We start from the raw sequence: 24,205 nt of genomic DNA on the forward strand, positions 1-24,205 counted from the left end.
CTGCTGTTCCTTGAGCGCCTGCCGGTGACGGCCAACGGCAAGCTGGACCGCAAGGCCCTGCCCAAACCCGACGCAAGCGTGCTGCAGGACAGCTACGTGGCCCCGCGCAGCGAGCTGGAGCAACAGATCGCGGCAATCTGGGCCGAGGTCCTGAAGCTCGATCGGGTCGGCGTGACGGACAACTTCTTCGAACTGGGCGGGGATTCGATCATCTCGATCCAGGTGGTCAGCCGGGCGAGACAGGCCGGGATCCACTTCACACCCAAAGCGCTGTTCCAGCATCAGACCGTACAAGACCTGGCCTCGGTGGCCACGCGCATGGAAGGCAGCGGCCCGCAGATCGACCAGGCCCCGGTGGTCGGCGAGACACGCTTGCTGCCTATCCAGCAGGCGTTTTTCGAACAGTCGATCGCCGAGCCTCATCACTGGAACCAGGCGGTCCTGCTTGCCTCGACGAGGCTTATCGATGGCGCCGCGCTGGAAAAGGCCTTGCACACGCTGGTCGAGCATCACGATGCGTTGCGCCTGCGCTTCACGCCACAACAGGACGCAGGCGCATGGCTCGCCGCCCATTGCGCCCCGGGCGACGTTGAGGCCGGGCTGCTGTGGGCAGAGACCCTGACCGACGCGAACGCGCTACAAGCCCTGTGCGAGCGAGCGCAGCGCAGCCTGAACCTGCAACAGGGTCCGCTGTTGCGCGCTGTACTGGCGACCTTGCCCGATGGCAGCCAGCGCCTGCTCCTGGTGATTCATCACCTGGCGGTGGACGGGGTGTCCTGGCGCATTCTCCTGGAGGACCTGCAGAACGCCTATGACCGCCACGTGGCAGGCCAACCTGCCGTGCTGCCCGCCAGGACCACCTCGACCAAAGCCTGGGCCGAACGGCTGCAGGCCTACGCGCAGAGCGATGCAGTGCAGGCAGAGCTCGGTTACTGGCAGTCGCAGTTGCAAGGGGTCGACGCGCAACTGCCCCAGGACAGGGCTGATGGATCGCTGCATGGCCGCCACACCGCGACGGTGCATGCGCGCCTGGACCGGCAGCAAACGTCGCGGCTGTTACAACAGGCGCCAGCCGCCTACCGCACCCAGGTCAACGACTTGCTGCTGACCGCCCTGGCCCGTGTGATCGCCCGTTGGACGCAGCGCGATGAGGTGCTGGTGCAACTGGAAGGGCATGGCCGTGAAGACCTGTTCGATGCGGTCGACCTGACCCGTACTGTCGGCTGGTTGACCAGCCTGTTCCCGGTGAAGCTGACAGCGGCGCCGACCCTCGATGCCTCGATCAAGCAGATCAAGGAACAACTCCGCGCGATCCCCGACAAGGGCATCGGTTATGGCGCGCTGCGTTATCTGGGGGATTCGCACGCACGGGATGTGCTGGCTCGCCTGCCAGTGCCCCCCATCACATTCAATTACCTGGGGCAGCTTGACAGCACCTTTGCCGAAAGCCCAGGCACAGCCACGGAGCGATTCCTGCAGCCGGCCAGCGAGAGCAGCGGGGCTAGCCAGTCTGCCGAGGCCTTGCTGGAAAACCTGCTGTCCATCAACGGGCAGGTCTACGCTGGCGAGCTGAGCCTGGCCTGGACGTTCAGCCAGGACATGTTCGACCGCGCCACGGTACAGGCCGTGGCCGACGACTATGTCAGCGAGCTTCAGGCGCTGATCGACCATTGCGTCAATCAGGACGTAGTCGCCCTGACACCGTCCGATGTCCCGCTGGCTGCGCTGGATCAGGCCCAGCTGGATGCCTTGCCGATTCCGGCAGGTGCCATCGAGGACATCTATCCGCTTTCGCCCATGCAGCAGGGCATGCTGTTTCACACGGTCTTCGAGCAAGGCCAGGGCGAGTATGTCAATCAGATGCGCGTCAACGTTTCGGGCCTGGATATCGAGCGGTTCAAGCGTGCCTGGCAGGCAATGCTGGACCGACACGACGTGTTGCGCGCCGCATTCGTCGCCAACCTTGAACGCCCGGTGCAGGTGATCCGCAAACACGTCGAGCTGCCGTTCGACGTGCTGGACTGGACCGCGCAGGAGGACATCGAGGGGCGGCTGGATGCCTGGGCCGAGGCCGATCGTCGGCGTGGCTTCGACCTGCAGGCGGCACCCTTGTTGCGACTGACAGTCATCCAGACAGACAGTGCGCAGCATCACCTGGTCTTCACCAGTCACCATATCCTGATGGATGGCTGGAGCAATGCGCAGCTGCTGGGCGAGGTGTTGCAGCACTACGCGGGCGTTGCTTTGGCGCGACCGGCCGGGCGCTACCGCGACTATATCGAATGGCTGCAGCGCCAGGATGCCGAGCAGAGCGAGACGTTCTGGCGCCAGCAATTGCTGCACCTCAGCGAGCCCACGCGACTGGCCCAGGCGCTGCGCCTGGATAGAAGCCGCGCGGACACCGGCCATGGCGAACATCATCAGACGCTCGACGCAGCCTGCGCCCAGGCGTTGAGCGCGTTTGCAAGGCAACGACGGGTGACGGTCAATACCTTGCTGCAGGCAGCCTGGCTGCTGCTGTTGCACCGCTATACCGGCCAGGAAGGCGTGGCATTCGGTGCCACGGTTGCCGGCCGGCCGGCGGACCTGCGTGGCGTCGAGCATCAGTTGGGCCTGTTCATCAACACGCTACCAGTGGCAGCCAGGCTGCAGCCTGACCTGCGGGTGGGGGAGTGGGTCGAACGTCTGCAGGCACAGAACCTGAGCATGCGCGAACATGAACACACGCCGCTCTATGACATTCAGCGTTGGGCGGGCTCGGCCGGTGAGCCGTTGTTCGACACGCTGCTGGTGTTCGAGAACTACCCGGTCGGGGAAGTCCTGCAGCAGGGCTCCAGCGCAGGCCTGGCGTTTTCAGGCACGCAGAATCGCGAGCGGACCAACTATCCGCTGACGCTGATGATCGAGTCGGGCAATGCCCTGACGATCCACTACCACTATGACCGCAGTCATCTCGGCGACACCGGCGTCGAGCAGATCGCCCGGCACTTTGCCAATCTGCTGAACGCCCTGGTGCAGCACGCCGATACCCCGGTCGGTGAACTGCAGATGCTCGATGACGAAGAGCGACAGCGCATCGTCCACGACTGGAACCGTACCCAGATGCAGTACCCGCATGAGCGCAGCCTGCCCGAGCTGTTCGAAATGCAGGTCGCGCGCACCCCTGAGGCCCCGGCACTGTTGTTTGCCGAGCAGACCTTGAGCTATGGCGAGCTCAATCAGCGCGCCAACCGCCTGGCGGGCAAGCTGCGCACAATGGGCGTCGGGCCGGATGTGCTGGTCGCGATTGCCGTCGAGCGATCGGTGGAAATGGTCGTTGGCCTGCTGGCGATCCTCAAGGCCGGTGGCGCCTATGTGCCATTGGACCCGGAGTATCCGCGCGAGCGCCTGGGGTACATGATGGAGCAGAGCGGGGCGCATCTGCTGCTGACCCTCAGCCATCTGCTGCCGCAGCTGCCCACCCACAGCGTGCAGACCTGGTGCCTGGACAGCGACTGGCATCAGGTGGCGGCCTTCGATGGCGAGAACCTCGGTATCGTGCAGCATCCCGAGCACCTTGCCTATTGCATCTACACCTCCGGTTCCACCGGGCGGCCCAAGGGGGTCGAGGTGCGCCACCAGGCACTGGTCAACTTCCTTGCCAGCATGGCGGTCGAGCCTGGGATCGATGCCGGCGATCGGGTCCTGGCGCTGACCTCGCTGTCGTTCGACATTGCCGGCCTGGAGCTGTACCTGCCGCTGCTGGCCGGGGCTTCGGTGGTGCTGATCGGCGAGCGCCAGAACAAGGATCCGTCGGCGCTGCAGGCTGTGATCGAGCGCCACGCCATCACCACCCTCCAGGCCACACCTTCGACCTGGCGCATGCTGCTGCAGGCGCTGCCTGCGCAGACCCTGCGCGGTTGCAAGGTCATCAGTGGCGGTGAGGCGCTGCCTGTCGACCTCGCCGAGCAGTTGCTGGCGCTGTGCGGGCGCATCTGGAACCTGTACGGGCCAACCGAGACGACGATCTGGTCGGCGGCGTACTGCCTGGACAACCAACATCCCTTGCCGTTGCTGGGCAAGCCGATCGCCAACACGACCTTGCAGGTCATGGCGCACGATCTGTCGACTGCCGCGATTGGCATGGCCGGGGAACTGATGATCGGCGGTGATGGCCTGGCGCGGGGTTATCAGCGCCGCGCGGCATTGACGGCCGAGCGCTTCGTCCCGGACCCATACGATCGCAGCGGGCAGGGTGGTGGCCGGCTTTACCGTACCGGTGACCTGGCCAGCTATCGCAGCGATGGGGTGCTCGAGTACGTGGGCCGCATCGACCACCAGGTAAAGGTGCGTGGCTATCGCATCGAACTGGGCGAGATCGAGGCAAGGCTGATCGATGATCCTGCTGTGCGCGAGGCGGTGGTCATCGACATCGATGGCCCTGGTGGCAAGCAACTGGCCGGCTACCTGGTCTCGAGCGGCGAAGCAGCGGTCGTGACGGAGGAACAGCGCAGCGCCCTGCGTCGCCATCTGCGCGAACAGCTGCGCGCGACCTTGCCGGATTACATGGTCCCCGCGTACCTCACCTGGCTCGATGCGCTGCCGCTGACACCCAACGGCAAGCTCGACCGCAAAGCGTTGCCCCAGCCTGATCCTGGCGTATCGCAGCAAGGCCATGTCGCGCCGCAGAGCGAGGTGGAGCAGCAGATCGCTGCCGTCTGGGCGCAGCTGCTGAATGTCGAGAAGGTCGGCCTCAATGACAATTTCTTCGAGTTGGGAGGGCACTCGCTGTTGGCGCTATCAGTGCTCTCGCGCTTGCAACTTTCGCTGGGATTGACCGTGGAACCGGCCGTTCTCTTCCAGCACCCGGTCCTTGGCGATTTTGCCAGATACATCGAATCCATCGGCGATGCGTCGGCTTTCGACGAAAAACTGCAGCGTCTGGATAGGCTTTTTGAAGAGTTCGAGGTGAATGAATGAGTAACGATGCCGCGCTGAATATCGCCACGCGTTTTGTCACGCTGCCGCTGGCCAAGCGCAAGCTGTATCTGCAGAAGATGCACGCCGAGAACATTTCTCCGGCTAACTTGCCAGTGCCTTGCACCCAGTCGCTGTTCGACCGCGTTCCGGTATCGTTCGCCCAGCAGCGTCAATGGTTCCTGTGGCAGATGGATCCGCAGAGCACGGCCTACAACCTGGCTATTGCGCTGAGACTGCAGGGCGCACTGGATATCGACGCCCTGCGTGGCGCCTTCCAGGCCTTGATCGTACGGCACCAGACCTTGCGCACCACGTTCTCGCTCGATGACGAACAGCTCGTTCAGGTCATTCACCCGCCAGAATCGTTCGAAATCGACGCGCAACCCGTCGACGTCGGGGCGGCGCCGGAAACCGACTTACAGATCAAGGCATGGGTCGAATCTGAGGCTCGCACGCCCTTTGACCTGGAGCGCCAGTGGCCGACCAGGGTCAGGTTGCTGCGTTTGCACGCGCATGACCATGTGTTGATCATCACCCTGCACCATATCGCTACCGATGGCTGGTCAATGCAGGTGCTGGTCGACGAGCTCATCGGGCATTACGCCCACGCATGTACCGGCGAGGCCGTGGACCTTGCTCCGCTGCCCATTCAGTATGCCGACTATGCCATCTGGCAGCGGCACTGGATGGAGGCAGGCGAGCAGGAGCGTCAGCTGGCGTATTGGCGGGCCCACCTGGGGGATGAACACCCGGTGCTGGAACTGCCCAGCGACCGGCCGCGTCCGGCGACGCAGCGCTTCGAAGGCGCGAGCCTGAAGTTCGAGCTCGAATCAGCACTGGCCGACGCGCTCAAGCAACAGGCGCAACAGCAGGGGGTGACGCTTTTCACACTGCTGCTGGCCAGCTTCCAGACCCTGCTGCACCGGTATTCTGGTCAGGATGAAGTGCGTGTCGGGATTCCCATCGCCAATCGTAACCGGGTCGAAACCGAGCGGCTGATCGGTTTCTTCGTCAACACCCAGGTACTCAAGGCGCAGTTCGATAGCTCGCTGACATTCACGGGCTTGCTCAGCCAGATGCACAAGACCACGCTGGCCGCCCAGGCGCATCAGGACCTGCCTTTCGAGCAACTGGTAGAAGCGCTGCACCCGGAACGAAGCCTGAGTCACAGCCCGTTGTTCCAGGTCATGTACAACCACCAGGCGCAAGCCAGGGGAAATGCCCGGCGCCTGCAGGGTCTGCAGGTCGAAGGCATCGCCTGGGAGCGACAGACCGCGCAGTTCGACCTCACGCTGAACACGGTCGAGCATGAGCATGGGATTGCGGTAGAGCTCAACTACGCGACTGCGCTGTTTGAAGCATCAACGGTCGCGCGCATGGCTTCGCATTTGACCCACTTGTTGGAGGCAATCGCCGAGCGTCCTTGGCAGCTTGTCGCCGAGTTGCCGATGCTCGGGCAGCAAGAGCATCGCCAGATTGTGGAGCAGTGGAACAGCACTCAAGCGTCCTACCCTGCTGACCAGGGCATGCATCAGCTGATCGAAGCGCAAGCCCGTGCGACGCCCCAGGCCCCTGCGGTGCTGTTCGGCGAGGATGTGTTGACCTACCGTCAACTGAACCAGCGCGCCAACCGGCTCGCTCACGCGTTGCGCGACAAAGGCGTGGGCCCGGACGTGCTGGTAGGGATCGCGGTGGAGCGTTCGCTCGAGATGGTGGTCGGGCTGCTCGCCGTTCTGAAGGCCGGGGGCGCCTATGTGCCGTTCGATCCCGACTACCCGGCCGAGCGCCTGGCCTACATGATGGAGGACAGCGGCATTCGTCTACTGCTGACCCAGACTACCCTGCGCGACCAGTTGCCAATCGCCCCCAGCATGGCCTGCATTGTGCTTGATGACGCAGATGAATGGCTGGCTGCCTATAGCGACGTCGACCCTGTCAACCTCAACGTGCCGGCCGATCTGGCCTACGTGATCTACACGTCGGGCTCGACCGGCAGGCCCAAGGGCGCCGGCAACACGCACCAGGCGCTGGTCAACCGGCTCTGGTGGATGCAGAAGGCCTACCGTCTGGATCACGGCGATACCGTGCTGCAGAAGACGCCCTTCAGCTTTGACGTATCGGTGTGGGAATTCTTCTGGCCACTGTTCACCGGTGCGCGGCTGGCAGTGGCTCGCCCTGGCGATCACCGGGACCCCGAACGCCTGGTGGAGGCGATCAGGCAACACAGGGTCACGACCCTGCATTTTGTTCCGTCCATGCTTCAGGCCTTCATGACCAGCGAGCACGTGGAGCGGTGCGAAACCCTCAAGCGCGTGGTGTGCAGTGGCGAAGCATTGCCTGCTGACCTTTCAGAGCAGGTCCTGGCCAGGCTCAAGCACGTCGGGCTTTTCAACCTTTACGGCCCGACGGAAGCGGCGATCGACGTTACCCACTGGACCTGCCAGGCGCAAGCCAATGGCAGTGTGCCGATCGGCACACCTATCGACAACCTCAAGACCCATGTCCTCAGCAGTGCCTTGCTGCCGGTGCCGCAAGGTGTGGCAGGCGAGCTCTACCTGGGTGGTGTGGGTCTGGCGCGTGGATATCATCGTCGTCCGGGGCTTACGGCGGAGCGGTTCGTGCCCGACCCGCTTGATCGGAGCGAGCAGGGTGGTGCGCGCCTTTACCGCACCGGGGACCTGGCGCGGTACCGCTCGGGCGGCGTAATCGAATACGCTGGCCGCCTCGACCATCAGGTGAAGATTCGCGGCCTGCGCATCGAGCTTGGCGAGATCGAGTCCAAGCTCCTGGAGCACGACAGCGTGCGCGAGGCCGTGGTAATCGATATCGATGGGCCGGGTGGCAGGCAGTTGGCCGCCTATCTGGTGGTCGATGTACACGCTGGCGAGCTGGAAGAACACCTGCGCCGGCACCTCCAGGCCACACTGCCGGACTACATGGTTCCCAGCCATCTGCTGTTCGTCGACGCGCTGCCGCTGACCCCAAACGGCAAGCTGGATCGCAAGGCATTGCCACGCCCGGATGTACGTCAGCGGCAGAAACACCATGTGGCGCCGCGTACCCCTCTCGAGGCGCGAATCGCCGCGATCTGGGCTGACGTCCTCAAGCTTGAACGGGTAGGGGCCACCGACAACTTCTTCGAACTGGGCGGCGACTCGATCATCTCGATCCAGGTGGTCAGCAGGGCCCGCCGCGAGGGCATGACGTTCACGCCCAAACAGCTATTCCAGCTCCAGACAGTCGAGGGGCTGGCGGCAGTGGTCGCCAAGGGGCACGCCCCGGCCATGCAGATTGATCAGGGCGCGGTGCAGGGGCGCATGCAGCTCTTGCCGATTCACCAGGCATTCTTCAACGAAGACATCGCCGATCGTCACCACTGGAACCAGGCCCTTCTGCTCAAGCCCGGACAGGCCTTGGACAGCAACGTGCTCGACCGCGCGCTGCAAGCGCTGCTGGCCCATCACGATGCGTTGCGCGTGAGCTTCCAGCAGGAAGACGGCAGCACTTGGTCGGCCTGCTATCGCCAGATCGGCGAGCCAGCCCAGGCGACTTGCCTGTGGCAAGCGCAACTTCAGCACCCGTCCGAACTGCAGGCGCTGTGCGACAAGGCGCAACGCAGCCTCGATCTGCAGCAAGGGCCACTGCTGCGAGCCGTGCTGGCAGACCTGCCCGACGGTAACCAGCGGCTACTGCTGGTGATCCACCACCTGGCCGTGGACGGCGTTTCATGGCGAATTCTGCTCGAAGACCTGCAGGCCGCCTACCGTCAGGAGGCGCTGGGTCAGACCATTTCCCTGCCAGCCAAGACCAGTTCCGTCAAGGCATGGGCCGAGGCGCTGCAGACGTACGCCAACAGCGAGGTATTGCGCAATGAACTGCCGTATTGGCAGGCACTGTCAGCGGTCGATGCCACGCTCCCTTGCGACAATGTTGACGGTTCACTGCAGGCCAGGCATGCAGCTGTCGCCCGGACACGGCTCGATGAGCGCTACACCCGCCAGCTCCTGCAGGACGCTCCTGGGGCTTATCGCACTCAGGTCAACGACCTGTTGTTGACGGCCCTGGCCCGCGTGATCGCCCGCTGGACGAAGCAGGAAGAGGTGCTCGTGCAACTGGAAGGGCACGGTCGTGAGGAACTGTGCGATAACGTCGATCTCAGCCGTACCGTTGGTTGGTTCACGAGCATGTTCCCGGTCAGGCTCAGCACCGCCGAGGCGATGGACACCTCGATCAAGACCATCAAGGAGCAGCTGCGTGCGGTTCCCAACAAGGGGCTTGGGTTCGGAGCGCTGCGCTATCTGGGCGACCAAGAGGCCAGCCAGGCCTTGGCGGAACTGGCACCACCCAGGATCACCTTCAATTACCTCGGGCAGTTCGATGCCAGCTTCGACGAGCCTGCCGGCGAACTCGGCCAGGCAGCCTTCCTCATGCCTGCTGCCGAGCACAGTGGCGCAAGCCGGGGCGAGACAGCGCCGCTGGGCAACTGGTTATCGATCGATGGGCAGATATTCAAAGGCGAGCTGAGCCTGAACTGGACCTTCAGCCAAGCCATGTTCGAGGTCACGACGGTCGAACGCCTGGCAGCCGAATACGCTCGGGAATTGCAGGATCTGATTGATCACTGCGTATCCGAAAGTGCCTTCGGCAGGACGCCTTCGGATTTCCCCCTGTGCAACTTGAACCAGGCGCAACTCGACGCCTTGCCTGTGCCCCTCGTCGAAATCGAGGACATCTACCCGTTGTCGCCGATGCAGCAGGGGATGCTGTTTCACAGCGCCTATGAGCAGACCGGAGATTACATCAACCAGATGCGTGTCGACGTTCAGGGCCTGGACGCTGCGCGCTTCGATCAAGCCTGGCAAGCGATGGCGGCGCAGCATGATGTGCTGCGTGCCAATTTCATCACCTTGTTCGAGCAGCCCTTGCAGATCATTCGTGAGCAGGTGCAGATCCCTTGCACCGAACTGGACTGGTCGGCGTCCAAGGATCTGCAACGCGAGCTCTGCGTCTGGGCCGAGCACGATCGTCGCAAGGGCTTCGACCTGCAGCATGATCCGTTGCTCAGGATAACCGCGATCCGTACAGGCCCCGATAGCCATCACCTGATCTATACCAGCCACCACATCCTCATGGATGGCTGGAGCAATTCGCAGTTGCTTGGCGAGGTGCTGCAGCACTACGCGGGGCAGCCGGCCGAGCGTAAGCCTGGACGTTACCGTGACTACATCCAGTGGCTGCAGGGACAGGGCAAGGATCGCAGCGAAGCCTTCTGGCGAGAGCAGCTTCAGGATCTGCAGGAGCCGACACATCTGGCGCAAGTGTTCCGACAAGGCAAGTCGAACAAGGACAGCGGTTATGCCGATCATTATCAGGTGCTGGACTGGCAGCCCACGCTGAGTGAGTTCGCCCGTGAACGACGGGTTACCGTCAATACGCTGGTGCAAGCGGCCTGGCTGTTGCTGCTGCAACGTTATACTGGCCAGGAATGCGTCGCCGTGGGCGCCACGGTCGCTGGCCGACCGGCGGAAGTGGCCGGTGCGGAGCATCAGCTGGGTCTGTTCATCAATACGTTGCCGGTGATCAACCGGCTGCAGCCGACGATCACCGTGGAGCAATGGGTCACCGAACTGCAGGGGCGGAACCTGGCACTGCGCGAGCATGAACACACCGCGCTGTATGACGTCCAGCGCCTGGCTGGCGTAGCGGCGGATGGGCTGTTCGATACCTTGCTGGTGTTCGAGAACTACCCTGTCTCCGAGGCGCTGCGCGAGGGTGCTCCCGCAGGCTTGAGGTTCATCGACACGCACATTCACGAGCAGACCAACTACCCCTTGACCTTGGCCATTGGCCTGGGTGCGCAGTTGTCCGTTCACTACAGCTATGACCGTTCGAGCTTCAGTGACCGGGACATCGAGCAAATCGCCGGGCACTTCGCCAACCTGCTGCATGCCATCATCCAGAAGCCGCAGCGCCTTATTTCCGAGCTGCCGATGTTGGGTGTGGATGAATGCCGTCGCATCGTGGAGGAATGGAACCACACGACGGTCGATTACCCTGGCGCTCACTGCGTGCACCAGTTGTTCGAGGCCCAGGTACTGCAACGACCCGAGGCCGTCGCCCTGGTATTTGCTGGGCAGCAGCTCACGTACCGGCAGCTCAATGTCCGCGCCAATGGCCTGGCGCACCGCTTGCGCGAGCGCGGCGTGGGCCCGGACGTATTGGTCGGTATTGCCCTGGAACGCTCGGTGGACATGGTTGTGGGATTGCTGGCAATCCTGAAAGCAGGGGGGGCCTATGTCCCTCTCGACCCTGAATATCCCCAGGACCGTCTGGCGTACATGATCGAAGACAGTCGAATCCAGCTGCTGTTGACCCATCGAAATGTCCAGCTACCTGCCTGTCCACACATCCACACCCTGATGCTTGATGAGCTGGATGACTGCCTGACGTGGCCGGCTGACAACCTGGCGTTTGCAGGGCACCCTGGCAACCTGGCCTATGTGATCTACACCTCCGGCTCGACGGGCAAGCCCAAAGGTGCCGCCAATACCCACGAAGCGCTGCTGAACAGGCTGTTCTGGATGCAGGACGCCTACGCGTTGCGCACCGATGACAAGGTCCTGCAGAAAACCCCTTTCAGCTTCGATGTATCGGTCTGGGAGTTTTTCTGGCCGTTGATGACGGGAGCCCGACTGGTGCTCGCCCAACCGGGCGAACATCGCGACCCGGCGCTGCTCATGCGGCTGATCAAGACCGAAGCCATCACCACGTTGCACTTCGTGCCATCGATGCTGCAGGCCTTCATCAGTGGTGACAGCCCGCAGGCGGCCTGTACTTCGCTACGGCAGGTGATGTGTTCCGGCGAGGCGCTGCCGCTTGAGCTGCAACGCAGCGCGATGGCATTGCTGCCGGGTACCCAGTTCTACAACCTGTACGGGCCTACCGAAGCGGCTATCGACGTCACCCATTGGCACTGTGTGGACGAGCAAAGTCACAGCGTTCCGATCGGCCGGCCGATTGCCAACCTGCATACCTACATTCTTGACGATGAGCTCAACCCGGTGCCTGCGCCGGTCACGGGCGAACTGTATCTGGGCGGTATCGGCCTGGCCCGCGGTTACCATGAGCGCGCGATGCTGACGGCCGAGCGTTTCTGTGTCAGCCCCTTCGGTGACGGGGAGCGTCTCTACCGCACAGGTGACCTGGCGCGCCAGCGTGAAGACGGGGTGATCGAGTACGCTGGGCGGATCGACCACCAGGTGAAGATCCGTGGCCTGCGTATCGAGCTTGGCGAGATCGAGGCGAGCCTGCTGGAGCACCCGGCCGTGAAGGAAGCCGCTGTCCTGGCAATCGACCTGGCGACCGGCAAGCAACTGGTGGCGTTTGTCGTCATCGACCGTGAAGAACACCTGAACGATGTAAAGGCCGTACTGGCGCGCCGGCTGCCTGATTACATGGTGCCTTACCACTACGTTCTGCTCGACAGCATGCCGCTGTCACCCAACGGCAAGCTGGACCGCAAGCGCCTGCCGATGCCCGAGCTCAAGGCCAACGTGCAGCAATACAGCGCCCCGAGCAACGAAGTCGAAAGTGCCCTGGCGCTGATCTGGCAGGAAGTCCTGCAGCGGGAACAGGTAGGTATTCACGACAACTTCTTCGAGCTTGGTGGCGACTCGATCGTGTCGATCCGCATCGCCAGCAAGGCGCGGCTTGCAGGTTACGACGTCTCTCCGAAACGGGTATTCGAGCACCAGAGCATCGCTCAGCTCGCCGCGACGTTGGAGCGCCATGCGCCTGTATCCGAAGCGCCAGTCATTGCCCGAGTCGCCGTCAGTGAAGAACAGCGAGCGTTGTTGCCCCTGTCCGCCGACGTCATTGAAGATGTCTACCCGCTCTCGCCGATGCAGCAGGGCATGCTGTTCCATTCCATCGAGGAGAAGGGTGAAGGGCTGTATATCCATCAGGTCAGCCTGCCGGTGACCGGCCTGAAGACCGCACCTTTCATTCAGGCATGGGCAGCGGTGACCGCGCGTCACGAGGTGCTGCGTACCAGTTTCCACTGGGCCGGCCTGGCCGAACCGCTGCAGGTTGTCCATACACAGGCGCAGATGCCCGTAAGGGAAATCGATCTGCAGGGCAGCGAGGCGCCTGACGCGACCGTGCAGGCGCTTGCCCATGAAGAGTGGCTGAACGGTTTCGACCTGACCCAGGCACCTCTGCATAGGCTATTGCTGGTGAAGCTGGACTCGAACACCTATCACATGATCTGGACCAGCCACCACATCTTGATGGACGGCTGGAGCACCTCCCGGCTGTTTGCCGAGGTCATGCAGCACTACGCCGGCAAACCAGTGTCCGGCAGTGTCGGTCGTTATGGTGATTTCATCGCGTGGCTGCAGGCCCAGGACAAGGGGCGGCAGGAGGCCTTCTGGCGTGAAAGTCTGGCAGGTGTCGAGCCTACCTTGTTGGCCCAGACGATTCACCCGCGACACAGCGCCAACGAAACCGGGCACAACGCACTCTATTCACGCTGGGACAAAGCGTGGACGACGCGCCTGCAGGATTACTGCCGAAACCTGAGAGTCACGCCCAACACCGTAATCCAGGGCGCCTGGCTGTTGTTGCTGCAGCGCTACACGGCCAAATCTGCAGTCACCTTCGGGGCGACCGTCGCTGGTCGGCCGGAGTCGCTGCCGGGCGCCGACAGCACCTTGGGGCTGTTCATCAACACATTGCCGGTATCGCAGGAACTTGACCCGACCGCCTGCCTGGAGGACTGGCTCCGTGACCTGCAGGCTTACAACCTGGAGCTGCGCAACTGGTCACATACCCCACTGAACGATGTCCAGAGGTGGTCCGGTACCCCAGGTCAGACGCTGTTCGACAGCATTATCGTGTTCGAGAACTACCCGATCGACGAGAGCATGCGCGAGTCGTCCGATGCCGAAGTGGGCTTTGGCGAATCCAGTGGCGTGGGTGTGACCAACGTTCCCATGGACTTGGCCGTGCATCTCAACGACACCTTGTCGATTGAATACCTGTACCTGCGCAACAGCTTCAGTGAAGCGTCGGTACAAGGCATCCGGCAGACCATGGAAGCCACACTGGACGCCATGTTGAGCCAGCCTCGGGCGAGGCTTGGCAATCTGCAGTGCTTGCTGCCTGCCCAACTGGAGCAGGCAGCGCAATGGGGCGCCGAGCCTGCGACGGTCTATGGTACGCAGACACTGGCGCAGTCGATTGCAGCGCAAGCTCAGCGCCAACCGGATGCCGTCGCGCTGGTGTGTGCCGAGCGAAGCCTCACCTACGCGGAGCTGGAGCGGCAGGCCGAGCATCTGTGCACCGTGCTGCGGCTCAAGGGTGCCGCGCCCGAAGTGATCGTCGGCGTGGCCCTGGAGCGGTCGCTGGAGCTGGTCGTGACGTTGCTGGCGATCATGAAGACGGGGGCTGCCTATGTACCTCTGGATCTCGAGTACCCGGCAGATCGCCTGGCCTGGATGATCGAGGATTCGGGCATGCAGCTGCTGGTGACGCGCCACTCGCTGCTGCAGCGCCTGCCGTCACTGGAACGTGTACACGTCATCGAGCCTGTTGCTGATCAGCAGGTCCCCCAGCCGGCGCTGCCTCCAGCGGCCATCGAAGACGGCAACCTGGCCTACCTGATCTACACCTCGGGCTCGACCGGCAAGCCAAAAGGCGTAGCTGTCGCCCAGGGCCCATTGAGCCGGCATTGTCAGGCTATCGTGGAGCGATACGAAATGGGGCCCTCGACGCGAGAACTGCATTTCATGTCGTTCGCCTTCGATGGTGCTCAGGAGCGCTGGCTGAGTACCCTGCTCTGCGGTGGCACGCTGGTCATACGCGACGGTGACGTGTGGACAGTGGAGCAGACCCTGCAGGCTTTGTGGCGCCAGCGCATCACCATCGCCTGTTTCCCGCCTGCCTACCTCAAGCAGTTGGCAGAGTCGGTGCAGGCCAGCGGCGATCAGCCGCCACCGGTGCAGATCTACTGCTTTGGTGGCGATGCGGTGCCCGAACAGACGTTCGAGCAGGTCAGGAAGGCCCTCAAGCCCACCTGGATGACCAATGGCTACGGCCCTACCGAAACGGTGGTGACGCCGCTTCTGTGGAAGGTGCCTGGAGACGGTCATTGTGCGGCTGCCTATGCGCCTATCGGCCATGCGGTCGGTCGGCGCTCCCTTCGTGTACTCGATGACGAGCTCAACCCGCTGCCTCCGGGCTTCGCGGGCGAATTGATGATCGGCGGCGACGGCGTCGCTCGCGGCTATCATGGCCGCCCGGCCCTGACTGCGGAGCGCTTCGTGCCTGACCCATTGGGTAAGGAGGGTGCCCGTCTGTACCGCAGCGGTGACCTGGTACGTAGACGGGATGACGGTGTGGTCGACTACGTGGGCCGTATCGACAACCAAGTCAAGATCAGGGGGTTCCGGATCGAGCTCGGTGAAGTCGAAGCCGCTCTGCGTACCCAGGACGGGGTGCGGGACGCCGTCGTTGTCGTGCACGAAACGACGGTGGGCAAGCAACTGATCGGGTATGTGGTAGGCGAAGACACGAGCATGGCGAAGGCTTTGAGAGCCGTACTGGCTGCCCAATTGCCGGAGTACATGGTGCCGTCGCAGATCATCGTGTTGCCTTCATTCCCGGTCACGCCGAACGGCAAGCTCGACCGCAAGCGCCTGCCGGATCCGGTATTCGAGTCGTCAGGGCATGTCGCTCCTCGCAATGAACAGGAGCGATTGCTGGCGCAGATCTGGGAAGAGGTACTGCAGGTCGATCCCATTGGCATTACGGACAACTTCTTCGAGCTTGGCGGCGACTCCATCCTCAGCCTGCAGGTGGTGTCTCGGGTGAGGAATCACCCGACCTTGGACATGGAACTCAAACTCCGTGATGTGCTGCGTTATCAGACGATCGAGGCGATCGTCGGCAAACAGGAGCAGGCCGACCATGCGCCCGTGCAGGTGGCCGACACCGGGGCGGTCGACGGCCTGTTCAATCTGCTGCCCATCCAGGAGTGGATGTTCGCCGAGGCGCTTGCGGACCCTGCGCACTTCAACCAGGCCCTGATGCTCAAACCGCGCATCGCGCTGGACCTGGATGCGCTCGACCAAGCGCTTGCCTGCATCGAAGCGCACCATGACGCCCTGCGGCTGCGCTTCGTTCAGGAGAACGGTCGTTGGCTGCAACGCTACCTGACACCTGATGAGGCCAGGCAACCGCTGCTGCAGCGGGAACAGGCTTGTGACGAGCAGGCGCTGATGACGCTGGCGAATCAGGCTCAACGTAGCCTGAGGCTTGTCGATGGACCTGTCTGGCGAGCTGTGCACGTACAGCTTGCCGATGGGCAGGCGCGACTGTTGCTGGTCATCCATCACCTGGTCATGGACGGTGTGTCATGGCGGGTACTGCTCGAAGACCTGCAGCGGGCTTACCAGGCCTGTACCCAGGGTGACACGCCGGCATTGCCTGCTCGCACCACGAGCTACAGGGCCTGGGCAGAGCTTCTGCGAAAAGAGGCTGCATCGATTGGCGCGCAGCAGGGTGACTGGTGGCTTGCTCAACTCGAACCGCTGTCGAACGAGTTTCCTTGCGACAACCCGCGCGGGCGCAATGAGGTCAGCGAGCAGGCGGCCGCCCATCTGTACCTGACACGGGAAAAGACTGCGCAGTTACTCAAACAGGCGCCTGCCGCCTATCGCACGCAGGTGAACGACATCCTACTGGCGGCGCTGGCACGTGTGCTGTGCCGTTGGAGTGGCGAAGAGGCCGCATTGATCCAGCTGGAAGGCCATGGTCGCGAAGACCTTTACGAAGGCGTGGATCTGTCCCGGACAGTGGGCTGGTTTACCAGCATGTTCCCGGTACGTCTCGCCCCTGGCGAGGCTGCGGCGGTCGGTGAGTCGATCCTGGCCACGCAACGGCAATTGGCGGCGGTACCTGACAAGGGGGTCGGTTATGGCGTGTTGCGTTACCTGGGCGAACCTCGGATGCGCGAGCGCCTGGCGGCAGTAGCTCAACCGCGGGTGACGTTCAACTATTTCGGTCAGTTCGACCAAAGCTTTGACAAGCACGCTTTGCTTGAGCCTGCGCCGGAGGGGTCAGGCGATTGCTATAGCCCGAGGGCGCGCCTGGCCAACTGGCTGGAGATCGTCGGCCAGGTCTACGACGGCTCGCTTTCATTGCGATGCGTCTACAGCAAACGTCGTTATCGGGCGCAGACCATCGACGCCCTGATGGAAAGCTATCGCGAAGAACTTGAACTGCTGATTGATCACTGCCTCTCCGTGACTGGCGCTGCCTGAGTGCAAGCGCCAGGCGGTTTTTTCAAGGAATATCAAGTTGAATAACGATCTGGAAGCGTTTCTCGATATGGTTGCAATGAACCCACAGGATCAGGCCTTGCATCGGCTGGGTCCGGTGCAGGCACGCACCCGTTTCGAGTTGGCCACGCAGCGTCTTCGCTGGCAAGCGCCGCAGGACCTGGCGCTAGGTTCGCTGACCTGCACCGCACGCGATGGTACGGCTTTGCCGTTGCGTGTTTACAAGCCCGCGCAGGCCGATGGCCGGCCCCTGCCGGTGCTGGTTTATTACCATGGCGGTGGCTTTGTCGTCGGCAGCCTGGATTCACATGATGGCGTATGCCGTGAGCTGTGCGCACGGTCAGGCTGCGCGGTGGTTTCGGTAGGCTATCGCCTGGCCCCTGAGCACCGGTTCCCAACGGCTTTCGAGGACGGTTGGGATGTGCTCGAAGCGCTGCCCTCCATCGCCCAGGCACAGGGGCTGGACCTGCAACGCGTCGTCCTTGCGGGCGACAGCGTGGGCGCGACCCTGGCCACCACCTTGGCCCTGCATGCCGCCAGGCAAGGCCTGGCGGCCGCGGTACGGCCGATCGGGCAACTGTTGTGTTACCCGGTCACGGATGCGGGGGGCGAATACGCCTCGCGCACCCTGTTTGGGGAGGGGTACCTGCTGGAAGACGAAACGCTCGAATGGTTCTATGACCTTTATGCACGCGAACACCTGGATCGTCACGACTGGCGTTTCTCTCCCTTGCGCGCAGAAAGCCTGAGCGGTGTCGCTCCAGCCATCGTCCTGCTGGCCGGCCTGGATCCGCTGCTGGATGAAGGGCAAGCCTACGCTGAGCGATTGCAAGCATCCGGGGTGGATGTGGAAATCATCCTGGCGCAGGACATGACCCACGACCTGCTGCGCATGATGTCAGTGACTGCAGAAGTTTCGACAGTGTACAAGCGATTGGTCGACAGTCTGCTTGCGCTTATCGCCAAGGCACGATAGACCTCCAGCCCCAAGGGCATTGTGGTCGCGCTGAGCGCAATGCCCTGGCGAGCCCCGCGTCAGGGCCCTGCTGAATCAAGCAGACAGGTGGTGTAGGAACAGAGGAGGGAAAGGCGCCAGCCACCTTCGGCGGTGGCTGGCGCAGGGGGGGGATCAGTTTTCGTAACGCAGGGTAAGCGCGAAATTGCGTGGGGCGCCGTAGTAGTTGCCGGTGTCTTCGCTGAAGATGGCAGTGTAGTATTTCTCGTCAAACACGTTGTTGAGGTTCAACTGCACGCTAACGTTCTGGTTGACCCGAAAGTTGGCATTGAGATCGACCAGGTTGTAAGCGCTCTGGGTGATGTTGTTCAGGTAGAGCTTGCTCTGGTGATAGACGCTGGTACCCACTCGCCACTGGTCCAGCGCACCCGGCAGCTGGTAGGTGGTAGCCGCCTTGAACAGTCGCTGGGGCGAGTTTTCCGTACCGTAGGTGTCGCCCTTGTTGGCCCCGGCAACGTACTTGGGATGGCTGTAGGTGTAGCCCATCGAAGCATTCCACCCAGGCATCAGCTCGCCTGACACTTCGGCATCGAAACCGCGGTTGCGCACCTTGGCACCTTCGGTATAGCAACGTGCATCGCGGTTCGGTCCGCACACACGACCGGCTTCTGGCACGACCTGGGGCAGGCCAGTCTGATCGACCTGGAACAGCGCCAGAGAGGTGTTGAGCCTGCCGTCGAACAGCTCGTTCTTGAGGCCGATCTCGTAGTTGCTGCCCGTGGTGGGGGCCAGCAGCTTGTTGTCGACACTGTAGTTGCTTTGCAGTTTGTAGATTTCAGTGTAACTGGCGTAGACCGAGGTCTGATCGGTGATGTCATAAACGATGCCCCCATACGGAATGACCTTGCGGTCTTCCTTGAAGCGATCGGTTTCCCAAGGTCCTTGGGTATCGTAATCGACCCAGCTCAAGCGGCTGCCGAGGATTACGTGGAGGTCGTCGGTAGGATTAAGACGGGTAGCCGCGTAGATCCCTTTGTCCTTGCGCACGTGGCGGCTTGGCGTAAGGTTGCCGACTATTTCCGGTTTGGGGAATTGCGAAGCATTGAAGTCGAGGACGTCTACCTTGGGGTAGATGCTCGGCGAGCCGGTCACGTACTGCAGGCGATCGCGGCGCATGCTTGTGCCCACGACCACTTCATGCTTCTGGCCCATCAGGTTGAACGCGCCATTCAGCGCTGCATCCAGGTTGACCTGCTCGTCATCGTATCTGGCGCTGTTGGGGTAGTACTGCATCGACGAGTCGGTCTCGCCGGTGTGATAACCGACCTGTGCCAAAAAGTCCGCATTGGACCAGATGAGGTTGGTCGCGACGGTCAGGTTCCAGTCTTCGTTGAACGAATGCTTGATATCGGCGAAGACGTTGCGGTTCAGCTTGTCCAGATAGGCCCATTTGCCGGCCAGGGAGGTCGAGCGGGAGAAGTCGTAGAAACTGCCGTCCTGGTGTGTTGGCAGGCCACCCCAGTCGTAACCATTGTTGTTGTCCTGCTGCAGCGAGCCACCGAGGGTCAAGGTGGTCGAGTCACTCAGGTCAGCTTCGCCGATGGCATAGAACAGCTGGTTTTCCTTGCCGGCGTAATCCTGGTAGCTATTGCGGTTGTTGTACATCAGTACCGTTCGACCGCGCAGTGTCCCTTCGGCATTCAACGGACCGCCGACATCCAGCTGGGTGCGGTAGTTATCCCATGAACCTGCGCCGATCTCGGCCTTGAGCTGATAGCTCCGGGTAGGCCGCTTGCGCACCATGTTGATGGCTGCCGACGGGCTGCCCGCCCCCTGCAGCAGGCCATTGGCGCCGCGCACGATCTCGACCCGATCATACATGGCCATGTTATTGACCGACATGACGTCCATCGAGAAGCTTTCAGTCACGCTGGTCGGCAGGCCATCGACCTGCAGGTCGTCCACCTGGAACCCTCGCGAGTAATACAGTGGGCGCTCGGTGCCGAAACCCTTGACGGTATTGATCCCTGTCGCGGCCATGGCCACGTCTTCCAGGGACTGCATGTTCTGGTCGTCCATCTGTTGGCGGGTGACGACGCTGACCGATTGGGGCGTCTCCCGGGGTGACAGCCCCAGCCTGGTGGCCGTGCTGGTCACACCCGTGGTGTATGAGCCTGTGTTTTCGGTAGTTGCACCCAAGGCAGCGGACTGGATGCTCGTGGCATCGAGGAGCATTGCGCTGTCACCCTCGTTGCTCGCCTGCAAGGTCAATGTGTTGTCGCGCAGCTGATAGCGCAGCCCACTCTCCCCGAGCAAGATACGCACCGATTGATCCAGGCTGTGACGACCGCTTAACGCACCCGAGCGAAGGTTCTGCACGGCACCGGGCTCGTACAGCACCTGCACGTCGGTCAGTTCTGCAAACTTCTGCAGCGCCGAGCTCAGTGGCTGTGCCGGGATATTCAAAGTCAGTTGCTGATCTTGCGCCTGGGCCGCCAGGGGCAGCGCCAGGGTGAGGGCCAGCGCTGGCAGTTGTGCATTGAAAGCGCGTCGAAGGCCAAGCGCCCTGGTCAAGTGATTCAATCGAAGGTGGGTGGGCATTTCGGTGCTCGTTGTAGATGTTGAGTGGGCAGGCTGGGCAGATCTGTTTTTATGTCGACTACGGGTATGACGCACGATGGGTGACAAACCGGAATGCAAATGTTTCGCTTTTGTTGCATCAGGCGACGCACGTTTCGACCAGCACCCTACCGGCCTCCATGCGCACCAGTTGGTCGGCGACATCGAAATAGCGGTCATCATGGCTGATGACGATGATGGTCTTGCCCAGGCGCTTCAGTTCGGGGAGCAGCTCGGTATAGAAGATGCGCCGGAATGTCGGGTCCTGGTCCGCTGCCCATTCGTCGAACACCAGCACCGGGCGCTCCTCGAGCCAGGCGTTGATCAGTGCCAGCCGCTTGCGTTGCCCGGTCGAGAGGTCGGTGGTGGTGAAACTGCCGTCGCGGATGCTGACCTTGTGTGCAATTTCCAGCCGCTTGAGATAGACCTCGGCGCTCTCCGGCACCTGCTGCGCGCCCAGGAAGGGGTCGTCGAACAGGTAGTAATCAGAAAAGACAGTGGTGAAGAGCTGGCGGTAATCGTCGCGATTGAGCGCGGTGATGGGTTGGTCGTTGATGCGTATCTCGCCTTTTTGCGGCGGATACAGACCTAGCAGCAGCTTGATCAGGGTGGTCTTGCCACAGCCGTTTTCACCGACGATGAACACGATATCGCCCTGGCTGACCTGCAGGTTCACCGGCCCAAGGGTAAACGGCGCATTGCCGTCGACCGGAGGGAAGGCAAAACGCACGTCATGCAACTCGAGAGTACGCAAGACGGGCAGCTGGCTGGCCTTGTCTTCGAGCAGCAGGTGCGGCTCGGGGGAGGAGAACTGTTCGGACAACTCGGCAATCCGGCGGAAGGCGATCTGAGCCCGGCTGACGATGGGCAACGTGCCTACCAGATATTCCAGCGGGCCTTTCATGTACAGCAGTACCAGCACGAAGCCGCTCATTACTGCCTTGTCGCCGCTAGGCCACAAGGATTGCAGGGCAAGGGCCAGGCCGATAACCACGAAGAACAGCATCGAGCCGAAGGTCTTGGCGATGACGAAGGTATTGATGGAGCGGATCTGGATATCGCGTATCTGGTCAGCTGTGCCTTGGATATTGCGGCTGAACATGCGTTGGCGGCGCGCGCGGTGGATGCGCAGCTCCTTGGCACCGGCGGCGATCGCATTGTAATGCCGTTGCAGTTCATCTTCGGCGTCCCGTGCCGCAACAAACCCTCGAATGCCCTTGGATCGGGCGATGTACTGCACGACGGTACCGAGTGCGATCGCTGCCAGCATCAGCAGGAACATCGGCCAGGAAAGCAATGCCAGATAGCCAAGGCAGCCCAAGGTAACGGTCAGGGCGATCGCCAATGGCGCGAAAGCGAAAGCGAAATCGCTGATGGTGTCCACGTCGTGCGTCAGCACGGGGATCAGTCGATGGCTGCGATAGCGCTCGATCTGTTCGATGGGGGCAGACAGAACCTTCTCGCCCAGTTCCTTGCGCAAGGCGGCGATGATGTTCTGGCCCACCCGGTTGCTACCGATGTCGGAAAACACCGAGCTGGCCAGGGCCACCAGGCAAAGCCCGGCGAAACCCCAGACAACGCCTTGGGTCAGGCCGCTGTCGTCGTGCAGGGCGCGGTTGATGGTGGCCAGCAGGAAGGTGATGCTGAGGCCGCCGACCATGCCCAGGATGACGGACAGCGCGACGGTATATTTGAACGGCTTGAGCAGGGCGAAGAGATCCTGCACGGCGCCGCGGGAGGACTGGGACATGATGGGCTCCTGAGTTGATCAGCCGACGCTGGCAAGGGGTTTGGTTTGCGCCTGGTGTGCGCTGCTGGAAAGGTTCAGGGCGCCATAGAGCGCTTTTCCGATCTCTTCGCTGCGCATCGGCAGCACTGAAAGCAAGGTGTCGCTCAAGCCGTGGGTGGCCTCGCAGAAGCCTTGCAGGAAGACTGGCGCCTTGAGCTGCGGGGTGGCCAGGGCGCGATAGGTACGGTCCACTTCCAGGCCATGCAGGTAAGGCAGAAGCGGTTCGAGCAGGTGCTGATGGCTGTTGCGCTCGTAGCCGGTGGCCAGTATCACGGCATCGTAGCGGTGGGTCTGCTGTTGCCCGGTGGCGAGGTCGCGCAGGGTCAGTTCGATGCCCCCTTCGACATCGACTGCCGCTTCCAGGTGTTGACGGCAGAGCACCGCGTGGCGGGGCTGACGGGTGATCTTCTGCCGGTACAGCACGGCATAAATGCGCTCGATCAGCCCCAGGTCGACGACCGAGTAGTTGGTGTTATGGTATTCGCCGATCAACTTTTCGCGGTCTTGCGGTGCTTGCTGGAAAACCAGGTCGGTGTACGCAGGGGCGAAAATTTCGTTGACGAAAGGCGAGTCGTCGGCGGGCTTGAGGGCTGAGCTGCGCAGGATCATTTCAGCCCGCACCGAAGGAAAGCTGTCGTTGAGGTCGATGAACGCTTCGGCGGCACTCTGCCCGGAACCGATGATCGCGATACGCATCGGCTTGCCTTCGCTGCAGGCCAGGTGCTGCATGCCGGTGAGGTAGCGGGAATGATGAAAAACCCGGGCATTGTTGCGCAGCGGGGCGAAAATGGCTGGAATCTTCGGTGAGCCACCGGTGCTGATCACCACCGAACGCGTGCGGCGGGTGCGCTGCATGCCTTGTGCATTGCGCGAGATCAGCCTGAGGTGATGAATGACCCCATTATCGAGCTCGGGCTCGATGCGCAACACTTCTTCGCCATACAGTGCCTGCTCGGCGAACTGCTCGGCGACCCAGGCCAGATAGTCGTTGTACTCCAGCCGGCACGGGTAAAAGGTGCCGAGGTTGACGAAGTCGACCAGGCGGCCCTGCTGCTTGAGGTAGTTGACGAAGCTGTAGGGGCTGGTGGGGTTGCGCAGCGAAACCAGGTCCTTGAGGAACGAGATCTGCAGTTCGCTCTGCGAGGACAAGGTATCCCCATGCCAGCGATAGTGCTCCTGCTTGTCCATGAACAAGGCGTCAATGGGCTTGCCATTGCTCTGGGAAAGCTCCTGCAGGGCGATGGCCAGGGCCAGGTTGGACGGGCCGAAGCCTACGCCGATCAGGTCGTGGAGAGTTGAGGCGCTCATGTCGTTGACTCCTGCTGTTGCTGGTGAGCGGTGAGTAGGTGTTAAACGAAGCCGCAGAGGCTGGATTTAGCCGGTCACGACCAGCCGGGCATGCACCCCACGCAGGTGTTCGCAGAGACGCAGAAGTTGTGATCCGAGGAGGGGCATACGTTGCGCGCTGGCGCACGAAAACCCCGCAGGCATGCTGCGCCAGGCGCCCGCCGGGGTTCGTGGCTCAGGGTAGATGCGGGTAGG

At 62.3% G+C, this 24,205-nt stretch carries 6 protein-coding genes; 3 read left to right on the forward strand and 3 right to left on the reverse strand.

The features are described from left to right. The 3 genes from CKW35_RS22810 to CKW35_RS22820 all read left to right on the forward strand — a co-directional run. A partial coding sequence (locus CKW35_RS22810; RefSeq protein ID WP_143499803.1) for a non-ribosomal peptide synthetase occupies positions 1 to 4,959 on the forward strand: 4,959 nt, incomplete at its 5' end. Then, positions 4,956 to 17,282, forward strand: a complete 12,327-nt coding sequence (locus CKW35_RS22815) for a non-ribosomal peptide synthase/polyketide synthase (protein ID WP_095116951.1) — start codon at positions 4,956 to 4,958, stop codon at positions 17,280 to 17,282. The genes CKW35_RS22810 and CKW35_RS22815, both read left to right, overlap by 4 nt. A gap of 31 nt (positions 17,283 to 17,313) precedes the next feature. Next, positions 17,314 to 18,276, forward strand: coding sequence for an alpha/beta hydrolase (locus tag CKW35_RS22820; protein ID WP_024717920.1), 963 nt, complete (start codon positions 17,314 to 17,316; stop codon positions 18,274 to 18,276). A 153-nt stretch (positions 18,277 to 18,429) separates the two neighbouring features. On the opposite strand, the gene CKW35_RS22825 is transcribed toward CKW35_RS22820, so the two are convergent. The 3 genes from CKW35_RS22825 to CKW35_RS22835 form a co-directional block, all read right to left on the reverse strand. Then, the gene (locus CKW35_RS22825) at positions 18,430 to 20,856 is read right to left on the reverse strand and encodes a TonB-dependent receptor (protein ID WP_095116953.1); all 2,427 of its coding nucleotides are present in this window, start codon (positions 20,854 to 20,856) and stop codon (positions 18,430 to 18,432) included. Positions 20,857 to 20,974: 118 nt separating this feature from the next. Further along, a complete protein-coding gene (locus CKW35_RS22830) occupies positions 20,975 to 22,624 on the reverse strand; it encodes a cyclic peptide export ABC transporter (RefSeq protein ID WP_016488306.1) in 1,650 nt (549 codons plus the stop codon). 18 nt (positions 22,625 to 22,642) lie between these two features. Next, the gene (locus CKW35_RS22835; protein WP_095116955.1) at positions 22,643 to 23,971 is read right to left on the reverse strand and encodes a lysine N(6)-hydroxylase/L-ornithine N(5)-oxygenase family protein; all 1,329 of its coding nucleotides are present in this window, start codon (positions 23,969 to 23,971) and stop codon (positions 22,643 to 22,645) included. Between the last annotated feature and the right edge of the window lie 234 nt (positions 23,972 to 24,205).

Source organism: Pseudomonas sp. Irchel 3F3, assembly GCF_900187545.1.
In the GTDB taxonomy this organism is placed as follows: Bacteria; Pseudomonadota; Gammaproteobacteria; order Pseudomonadales; family Pseudomonadaceae; genus Aquipseudomonas; species Aquipseudomonas fortuita.

Coding starts and splice junctions, on each gene's coding strand:
- CKW35_RS22815 (WP_095116951.1), top strand. CDS start 4,956: ATGAGTAACGATGCCGCGCTGAATATCGCCACGCGTTTTGTCACGCTG.
- CKW35_RS22825 (WP_095116953.1), bottom strand. CDS start 20,856: ATGCCCACCCACCTTCGATTGAATCACTTGACCAGGGCGCTTGGCCTT.
- CKW35_RS22830 (WP_016488306.1), bottom strand. CDS start 22,624: ATGTCCCAGTCCTCCCGCGGCGCCGTGCAGGATCTCTTCGCCCTGCTC.
- CKW35_RS22835 (WP_095116955.1), bottom strand. CDS start 23,971: ATGAGCGCCTCAACTCTCCACGACCTGATCGGCGTAGGCTTCGGCCCG.